This window comes from Curtobacterium sp. B18 (genome assembly GCF_000333375.1).
Lineage (GTDB): Bacteria > Actinomycetota > Actinomycetes > Actinomycetales > Microbacteriaceae > Curtobacterium.
The window spans coordinates 1-8,975 of sequence record NZ_BACZ01000332.1; the positions used below are offsets into that span (position 1 = coordinate 1).

Annotated in this window: 7 protein-coding genes; all 7 read right to left on the minus strand. The window is 71.7% G+C overall.

What is annotated here, in order from left to right:
• Nucleotides 1–311 precede the first annotated feature (311 nt).
• The 7 genes from I5E_RS09165 to I5E_RS09195 are packed head-to-tail and all read right to left on the minus strand — an operon-like array spanning nucleotide 312 to nucleotide 8,918.
• On the minus strand, nucleotides 312–659 hold the full coding sequence (locus tag I5E_RS09165; RefSeq protein ID WP_022906713.1) for a hypothetical protein: 348 nt from the start codon (nucleotides 657–659) through the stop codon (nucleotides 312–314).
• A complete protein-coding gene (gene pyrF / locus I5E_RS09170; protein ID WP_022906714.1) occupies nucleotides 656–1,543 on the minus strand; it encodes an orotidine-5'-phosphate decarboxylase in 888 nt (295 codons plus the stop codon). The genes I5E_RS09165 and pyrF overlap by 4 nt, the downstream gene beginning before the upstream one ends.
• Entirely contained in the window at nucleotides 1,540–4,833 is a 3,294-nt protein-coding gene (gene carB, locus I5E_RS09175) for a carbamoyl-phosphate synthase large subunit (RefSeq protein ID WP_022906715.1), read from the minus strand. Before carB ends, pyrF begins: the two co-directional genes overlap by 4 nt.
• The gene (gene carA, locus I5E_RS09180) at nucleotides 4,833–6,053 is read right to left on the minus strand and encodes a glutamine-hydrolyzing carbamoyl-phosphate synthase small subunit (protein ID WP_022906716.1); all 1,221 of its coding nucleotides are present in this window, start codon (nucleotides 6,051–6,053) and stop codon (nucleotides 4,833–4,835) included. The genes carB and carA overlap by 1 nt, the downstream gene beginning before the upstream one ends.
• Complete coding sequence (locus I5E_RS21505) at nucleotides 6,053–6,595, minus strand: PH-like domain-containing protein (protein WP_022906717.1); 543 nt, start codon at nucleotides 6,593–6,595, stop codon at nucleotides 6,053–6,055. Before I5E_RS21505 ends, carA begins: the two co-directional genes overlap by 1 nt.
• On the minus strand, nucleotides 6,592–7,950 hold the full coding sequence (locus tag I5E_RS09190) for a dihydroorotase (protein ID WP_022906718.1): 1,359 nt from the start codon (nucleotides 7,948–7,950) through the stop codon (nucleotides 6,592–6,594). The genes I5E_RS21505 and I5E_RS09190 overlap by 4 nt, the downstream gene beginning before the upstream one ends.
• Nucleotides 7,947–8,918 (minus strand): aspartate carbamoyltransferase catalytic subunit, encoded by a 972-nt coding sequence (locus tag I5E_RS09195; RefSeq protein WP_022906719.1) that lies wholly within the window; start codon nucleotides 8,916–8,918, stop codon nucleotides 7,947–7,949. The genes I5E_RS09190 and I5E_RS09195 overlap by 4 nt, the downstream gene beginning before the upstream one ends.
• Nucleotides 8,919–8,975: the final 57 nt, after the last annotated feature.

The following is an 8,975-nucleotide window of genomic DNA, read 5'->3' on the forward strand; positions in this document are numbered from 1 at the left end:
TGGGCAAGTCCTCGATCCAGGCCGTCACGAACCTCGAGCACACCTACGGCATCGCGCCGTCGAAGATCGAGGTCACCCCGATGATCGGTGTGAACGACGCCTCGGACGAGGTGTTCCCCCTCGCCGACGTCGACACGCTGACCGCCTACGCGAAGGCGAACGGTCTCGCAGGCATCCACTTCTGGTCGCTCGACCGGGACACCCCGTGCTCCTCCACGACGGCGATGTCGACCTGCAGCTCGGNGCCGAGCGCNCCGGCGCTNGCNNGGANGGNNCGCCTCCTGGCCGTCACACGGTCACGTGATCCGGCGTCAGGTCGCCTCGGCGTCGAACGGTGCTGCCTCGCCGACGGCGAGCGGCACCACGGGTGCCGTCGCACGGACCTTGGAGGCGGTCACCTGCGCCGTCTGCACGGCGGCCACGCTGCTGCCGGAGTCGAGCAGCGCGTCACGGATGATGCGTCGCGGGTCGTACTGCCGGGGGTCCAGCTTCTGCCAGTCGACCTCGTCGAACTCCGGGCCCATCTCCTCGCGCATCCGGTCCTTGGCCTTGACGGCGGCGCGGGCACGACGTGCGGCCACGGCGGCGGCAGCCGCGGCGACCCGGTCGACCTCCGGCGGGTTCCGGTGTGCGGGCAGGTCGTCGCGGTCCGTCGTCATGCGGCGGCCCCCAGCGCGGCACGGATGCGGTCCGCACGGTCTGCCACGAGGGCGGCGACGCCGTCCGGACCGTCGGTGAGCAGGCCGCGCGACTCGCTGACGAGGACCTGCTCGGCGCGGGCGCCGTACAGCGCGCGGAGGTCCTCGATGCGGGCGCCCTGGGCACCGAAGCCCGGTGCGAGGATCGGCGAGGTGCCGATCGTGTCCGCGTCGATGCCGAAGTCGTCGAGGTCGAGGGTCGCGCCGAGCACGAGCCCGACGTCGCCGAGGGGCTGGTCGCCGCCTCTCCGGTTGTCGTCTGCCACGTCCAAGACGATACCGGCAGCGACGCTCCGCCCCGAACGAGGACCCTCGGCGAGCACCGCGGTCTGCAGCACGCGCGCCTCGGGGTTGCTCGTGGCGGCGAGCACGAAGACGCCCGCTCCGTTCCGACGTGCGACGTCCACCGTGCCGGTCAGCGAGCCGTAGCCGAGGTACGGCGAGACCGTCATCGCGTCGGCGGCGAAGGGTCCGTCGCGGTCCAGCCACGCGAGTGCGTAGTCGTCCCCCGTCGACCCGATGTCGCCGCGCTTGACGTCCGCGACGACCAGGAGGCCCGCATCGCGTGCCCGACGGATCGTCGCGTCGAGCGCGCGGTAGCCCGCCACCCCCGCGGCCTCGAAGAACGCGATCTGCGGCTTCACGATCGCGGCGCGGCCGGCGGCCGCGTCGACCAGGATGGCCCCGAACCGGGTCAGGCCCTGCTCGTCGCGGCCGAGCCCCCACGCCGCCAGGGTGGCGGCGTGGGGGTCGATGCCGACGCAGAGGGCGGAACGCGACCCGATGGCGGACGCGAGCCGGACGCCGAAGGAGGCCGCGCCTCCCGGATCGGTCGTGGCGCTCACCAGGTGGCGCGCTCGAGGGCGTAGTCCTGCAGGCTCCGCACGCTGTGCGGCGACCCGATCGTCTCGATCGCCGCGACCGCGGCCCCGAGCTGCGCGATCGTCGTGAACAGCGGCTTGTCCGCCGCGACCGTCGCCGCACGGATCTCGTACCCGTCCGCACGACCGGCGGCACCCGACGGCGTGTTGATGACGATGTCGACCTCGTTGCGGGCCAGCAGGTCGACGACGCTCTCGCCGCCCTCGCTGAACTTGCCCACCAGCGTGACCTCGATGCCGTTGCGGCGCAGGATCTCCGCCGTGCCCTCGGTCGCGGTGATCGTGAAACCGAGCTGCTGCAGCCGGTGCACCGGGAGCACGATGGCGCGCTTGTCGGTGTCGGCGACGCTCACGAACACGGTGCCGCTCGTCGGGAGTCCGCCGTACGCGGCCTCCTGCGACTTGAGGAACGCGCGCGGGAAGTCGCGGTCGATGCCCATGACCTCGCCGGTGGAGCGCATCTCGGGGCTCAGCACCGAGTCGACGACCTGGCCGTCGTGGGTGCGGAACCGGCGGAAGGGCAGCACGGCCTCCTTCACGGCGATCGGCGACTGGATCGGCACGAACGCGCCGTCACGGGCGGGCAGGAGCCCCTCGGAGACGAGCGTGTCGATCGTCGTGCCGGTCATGATCCGCGAAGCCGCCTTGGCCAGCGGGATGCCGAGCGCCTTCGAGACGAAGGGCACCGTGCGGCTGGCGCGCGGGTTCGCCTCGAGCACGTAGAGGACCCCGGCACCGATGGCGAACTGCACGTTGAGCAGGCCCTGGACGCCGATGCCGCGCGCGATCTTCTCGGTCGCGTCGACGACGCCCTGGATCTCGGCACGGCCGAGGCCCACCGGCGGCAGGGTGCAGGCGGAGTCGCCGGAGTGGATGCCGGCCTCTTCGAGGTGCTCCATGATCCCGCCGATGTAGAGCCGCTCGCCGTCGAAGAGCGCGTCGACGTCGATCTCCACCGCGTCGTCGAGGAAGCGGTCGACCAGCAGCGGGAGCTCCGGGCCGATGATCGCCTGGTCGGCCATCCGGTCGAAGTAGTCCGCGAGCGACGGGGAGTCGTACAGGATCTCCATCCCGCGGCCGCCGAGCACGAAGGACGGGCGGACGAGGACGGGGTAGCCGATCTCCTCGGCCACCGCGGTCGCGCTGGCGAGGTCGTGGGCGGTGCCGTTCCGCGGCGCGAGGAGGCCCGCGGCGTCGAGGATCGCGGAGAACTGGCCGCGCTCCTCGGCGGAGTCGATCGCGCTCGGGCTGGTGCCGAGGATCGGGATCCCCGCCGCCTCGAGCGGCTTCGCCAGACCCAGGGCCGTCTGACCGCCGAGCTGCACGACCACGCCGACCAGCTCGCCGGACGCGGCCTCGGCCTCGATGACCTCGAGGACGTCCTCGGTGGTGAGCGGCTCGAAGTACAGGCGGTCCGAGGTGTCGTAGTCGGTCGAGACCGTCTCGGGGTTGCAGTTGATCATGATCGTCTCGAACCCGGCGGCGCTCAGCGCGAAGGACGCGTGCACGCAGGAGTAGTCGAACTCGACGCCCTGCCCGATGCGGTTCGGACCGGAACCGAGGATGACGACCTTCTTGCGGTCGCTCGGGGCGACCTCGGTCTCGGCGTCGTACGACGAGTAGTGGTACGGCGTGAGGGCGGGGAACTCGCCGGCGCAGGTGTCGACGGTCTTGAAGACCGGGCGGATGCCCAACGCCTGGCGGGCGTCGCGCGCGTCCTGCTCGGTGACGGTCTGGTCGCCGGTGCTCCGGAGCGAGGCGATCTGGGCGTCGCTGAAGCCGTGCTCCTTCGCCCAGCGCAGGGTGTCCGCGTCGAGGGTCTCGGCGGCCCGGACCTCGTCGGCGACCTCGTTGATGAGCACGATCTGGTCGATGAACCACGGGTCGATCTTCGTGGCCTCGAACACCTCGGCAGCGGTGGCGCCGGCGACGAGCGCCTGCTGCACGGTGACGATGCGACCGTCGGTCGGGATCGCCGACTTCGCGAGCAGGGCGTCCTTGTCGAGCTCCGCCGCCGGGGTGTCCCAGTGGAAGGACGATCCGCGCTTCTCGAGCGAGCGGAGCGACTTCTGCAGGGCGGTGGCGTAGTTGCGGCCGATCGCCATCGCCTCGCCGACGCTCTTCATCGTCGTGGTCAGGGTGGCATCCGCCGCGGGGAACTTCTCGAACGCGAACCGCGGGGTCTTCACGACCACGTAGTCGAGCGTCGGCTCGAAGCTCGCCGGTGTGACGCGGGTGATGTCGTTCTCGATCTCGTCGAGGCGGTACCCGATGGCGAGCTTCGCGGCGATCTTCGCGATCGGGAAGCCGGTGGCCTTCGACGCGAGCGCCGACGAACGGGAGACGCGCGGGTTCATCTCGATGACGATGACGCGGCCGTTCGACGGGTCGACGGCGAACTGGATGTTGCAGCCACCGGTGTCGACACCGACACGACGGATGATGTCGATGCCGATGTTCCGCATGTTCTGGTACTCGCGGTCGGTCAGCGTCAGCGCGGGCGCGACGGTGATCGAGTCGCCGGTGTGGACACCCACCGGGTCGACGTTCTCGATCGAGCAGATCACGACGGTGTTGTCGTAGTTGTCCCGCATCAGCTCGAGCTCGTACTCCTTCCACCCGAGGATCGACTCCTCGAGCAGGACCTCGGTCGTGGGGCTCGACTGCAGGCCGTCACCGACGAAGCGGACGAGCTCCTCCTCGTTGTAGGCGAAGCCCGAGCCGAGACCACCCATCGTGAAGGACGGGCGGACGACGAGCGGGTAGCCGAGGTCGGCCGCGTACTCCTTCGCCTCCTCCAGCGTGTGCGCGATGTGGCTGCGGGCGACGTCGGCGCCGGACTCGAGGACGAGTTCCTTGAAGAGCTGGCGGTCCTCGCCGCGCTGGATGGCGTCGACCTTCGCACCGATGAGCTCCACGCCGTGCTTCTCGAGGATCCCTGCCTTGTCGAGGGAGATCGCCGCGTTCAGCGCCGTCTGCCCACCGAGGGTCGGCAGGACCGCGTCGGGCTTCTCGATGCGGATGATCTCCTCGAGCGAGGCGTCGGTGATCGGCTCGATGTACGTCGCGTCGGCGAAGTCCGGGTCGGTCATGATCGTCGCCGGGTTCGGGTTGACGAGGATGACACGGACGCCCTCGGCACGGAGGACGCGGCACGCCTGGGTGCCGGAGTAGTCGAACTCGGCGGCCTGGCCGATGACGATCGGGCCGGAGCCGATGACGAGGACGGAGTTGATGTCTTGGCGCTTCGGCATCAGTTGCTGCTTTCGTTCGTCGCACCCGACGCGTGCGTCGGGTCTGCTGCGGGGGTCGTGGCGTCGGCGGTCGCCGCGTCGAGCGGCGTCCCGTCACGACGCGCGCGCACCAGGTCCGCGAACCGGTCGAAGAGGTACATCGAGTCGTGCGGGCCGGCCGCCGCCTCGGGGTGGTACTGCACGCTGAACGCGGGCACGTCGAGCGCGCGGAGGCCCTCGACGACCTGGTCGTTCAGGGAGTAGTGGGAGACCTCGACCCGGCCGAACCCGGCCGGCGACTCGATGACCTCGCCGAGGGGCGCGTCGACCGCGAAGCCGTGGTTCTGGCTCGTGATCTCGACCTTGCCGGTCGTGGTGTCGAGCACCGGCTGGTTGATGCCGCGGTGGCCGAAGGGGAGCTTGTACGTGCCGAACCCGAGGGCGCGACCGAGCAGCTGGTTGCCGAAGCAGATGCCGAAGAACGGTCGTCCGGTCTTCAGGCTCTCCTGCAGCAGCGCCACCTGGGCATCGCTCGCGGCGGGGTCGCCCGGGCCGTTCGAGTAGAAGAGCGCGTCCGGGGCGAGCGCCTCGAGCGCGGCGGCGTCGATGTCCTGCGGCACGACGTGCACCTCGAACCCGCGCTGGGCGAGGTAGCGGGTGGTCGATGCCTTGACGCCGAGGTCGAGCACGGCAAGCCGGCCGATCTGCTCGCCGACCGCGGGGACCACGTAGGTCTCGGGCGTCGAGACGATCGACGAGAAGCTCGCGCCCTCCATCGCTGCCTGCGACCGGACCGCGTCCAGCTGCTCGTCGGCGGTCAACGCCGCGTCGGCACCGCTGAACACGCCGCCCTTCATGGCGCCGGCGTCGCGGATCCGGCGGGTGAGCGCCCGGGTGTCGATGCCCGAGATCCCGACGATGCCGTCACGCACCAGGTGCTCGTCGAGCGTCGCGTTCGCGCGGTGGTTCGAAACGATGCGGCTGGGGTCGCGCACGACGTAGCCGGCGACCCAGATGCGACGGGACTCGGGGTCCTCGTCGTTCACCCCGGTGTTGCCGATGTGCGGTGCGGTCTGCACCACGATCTGACCGGCGTAGGAGGGGTCGGTGAGCGTCTCCTGGTACCCGGTCATGCCGGTCGCGAAGACCACCTCGCCGAGCGTGCGCCCGCGGGCGCCGTAGGCCCAGCCGTCGTACCGGGTGCCGTCCTCGAGGACCAGTACGGCCCGTTCGCGTGTCATCAGTTCGTCCCTTCGCCCGCGGTGTGCGGGTGTTCGTGCTTCGTCGACAGTCCCTGCAGGGCGGCCAGTACTGCGCCGTCGCCCTCCGGGAACCGGAAGTAGGTGTCGAGGTCCGTCGCACCTGCGGCGCCGGTCGCCGTCCATCGCAGACGGACCAGTCCCCCGGGCTCGACCACGCGGTCGATGGCCCACGTGGCGCGGTCGGCGCCGCGGACGGCGTCGGCCGCGATCCACCGGTCGGTGGTGCCGGCGTGGTGCAGCACCACACCGGTCTCGTGGACGGTCACGCCGCCACGGCCCCGGAACCCCAGGCCGCCGGCCGTGATCCGCTCGAGCGGTTCGTCGGCGCGGGTCGTCGCGACGGTGAAGCCGTCCCACGACCCGGCCGCCGGTCCGATGTCGGCCGGCACGGGGACGGGAGGCACGGATCCCGCCTGCGCGCGCGCCCGCGTCCGCCAGGTGCGCGCCATCGCGACGAACAGCAGGGCCACGAGGGCGAGGATCACCACGCCCTCGAGCCAGCGCAGGGCGTCGCCGCTCACCGGGACGTCCCGATCCGCGCGGACCGGGCGTGCGCGGCCACGGTCTCGGCGTCGACGAGCTGCCCGTCCGTGACGGTGGGGTACCCCTGGTGGAAGGTCGCCACGACCCGCCCGGGGAGCCGCATGCCGAGGTACGGCGAGTTCTGCGACTGCCCGGCGAGGTCGCCGAGGGCGAAGTCCCGGCTGACCGACGGGTCGTAGAGGGTGATCTCGGCGGGTGCCCCCTCGGCGATCCGCTGCCCCTGGCCCTCGACCTGGCCGATCCGGGCGGGCGCCTCGGACAGGACCCGGGCCACGTCGGCCCAGTCGAGCCGACCGTCGTCGACCACGGCGGCCTGCACGACGCTCAGCGCGGACTCGAGGCCGACCATGCCGTTCGCCGCTGCCGGCCACTCGCAGCACTTCGCCTCGGCCGTGTGCGGTGCGTGGTCGGTCGCGACGATGTCGATCGTGCCTTCGGCCAGCGCGTCGCGGAGCGCGTCCACGTCCTCGCGGGAGCGGAGCGGCGGGTTGACCTTGTACCGGGCGTCGTACCCGGGGGCGCCGTCGCGGCCGGCGATGAGGTCCTCGGTCAGCACCAGGTGGTGCGGCGTGACCTCGGCGGTGACGTCGATGCCGCGCGACTTCGCCCAGCGGATGACCTCGACGCTGCCGGCGGTCGAGACGTGGCACACGTGCAGCCGTGCGCCGACGTGATCGGCGAGCAGGACGTCGCGTGCGATGATCGCTTCCTCGGCGACGGGCGGCCACCCGGCGAGCCCGAGCTCCGACGACAGCCGGCCCTCGTTCATCTGGGCGCCGATCGTCAGCCGGGGTTCCTGCGCGTGCTGGGCGAGCACGCCGCCGAAGCCCTTGATGTACTCGAGCGCCCGGCGCATGAGGAGCGGATCGGACACGCACGAGCCGTCGTCCGAGAAGACCCGGACTCGCGCCCGGCTCGTCGCCATCGCGCCGATCTCGGACAGGTGGGTGCCCTGCAGCCCCTGCGAGACCGCGCCGATCGGGCGGACCGTGACGTAGCCGGCGTCGTCGCCCAGCGCCTGCACCTGCTCGACCACGCCGGCGGTGTCGGCCACCGGCGACGAGTTCGCCATCGCGTTGACGGCCGTGAACCCGCCCGCCGCGGCGGCACGCGAGCCGGTCAGGACCGTCTCGGACTCCTCGAAGCCGGGCTCGCGCAGGTGGGTGTGCAGGTCCACGAGGCCCGGCAGGGCGATGAGCCCGTCGGCGTCCGTGACCGTGGCGCCGGCGGCGTCGAGACCGGAGCCGACCGCGGTGATGCGCGTCCCCTGCAGACGGATGTCGGCACGCGTGCCGTCGACCAGCTGCGCGCCGCGGATGAGGTGGGCGGTCATGCGATGGTCTCCTTCGGTGCTGCGGTCGGTTCGGACCCGGTCAGGGCGAGGTAGAGCACGGCCATCCGGACCGACACGCCGTTCTCGACCTGCTCGACCACCGTCGAGCGGGGGTCGTCGGCGGCGACACCGGCGATCTCGAGCCCGCGGTTCATCGGGCCGGGGTGCATGATCAGCGTGCGCTCGGCCAGCCGCGCGAACCGGCTCGCGGTGAGACCCCAGTGCCGGGTGTACTCGCGCGGGTTCGGGAAGAACGCGTCGTTCATCCGCTCCTGTTGGATCCGGAGGGTCATCACGACGTCCGGGTCCTCGGCGAGGGCGACGTCGAGGTCGTGGTGGACGGCGGCACCGAACGGTGTCGTCGTCGCGGGCAGCAGCGTGGGCGGCGCCGCGAACGTGACGGTGGCACCGAGTGTGCGCAGCAGCCAGGCGTTGCTCCGGGCGACCCGGCTGTGCAGGACGTCACCGACGATGAGCACGCGGACGCCGTCGAGGCCCTGGCCACGGCTGCCGGCACCGTGCAGGCGCCGACGCATCGTGAACGCGTCGAGCAGCGCCTGGGTGGGGTGCTCGTGCGTGCCGTCACCGGCGTTGACGACCGGCACGTCGATCCAGTCGGCGTCGGCGAGGACCCGCGGCGCGCCGGAGGCGCCGTGGCGCATGACGATGCCGTCGATGCCCATCGCGCCGAGGGTCTGCACGGTGTCCTTGAGCGACTCGCCCTTCGAGACGCTCGACCCCTTCGCGGCGAAGTTGAGGACGTCGGCGGAGAGGCGCTTCGCGGCGGCTTCGAAGGAGATCCGGGTGCGCGTCGAGTCCTCGAAGAAGAGGTTCACGACGGTCTTGCCGCGCAGCGCGGGGAGCTTGCGGACCTCGCGGGAGTTGACCTCGGCCATCTCCTCGGCGACGTCGAGGATGTGGATCGCCTCGGCGCGGGAAAAGTCGGCGGTGGAAAGGAAGTGCTTCACGCCGCACCCCCGTCGCCCTGCTCGATGACAACCTCGTCGCTGCCGTCGGTCTCGGTC

Bases quoted from the DNA above. Each gene is read 5' to 3' on its own strand.
- I5E_RS09165 (WP_022906713.1), bottom strand. From the start codon at position 659: ATGACGACGGACCGCGACGACCTGCCCGCACACCGGAACCCGCCGGAG.
- carB (WP_022906715.1), bottom strand. From the start codon at position 4,833: ATGCCGAAGCGCCAAGACATCAACTCCGTCCTCGTCATCGGCTCCGGC.
- carA (WP_022906716.1), bottom strand. From the start codon at position 6,053: ATGACACGCGAACGGGCCGTACTGGTCCTCGAGGACGGCACCCGGTAC.
- I5E_RS09190 (WP_022906718.1), bottom strand. From the start codon at position 7,950: ATGACCGCCCACCTCATCCGCGGCGCGCAGCTGGTCGACGGCACGCGT.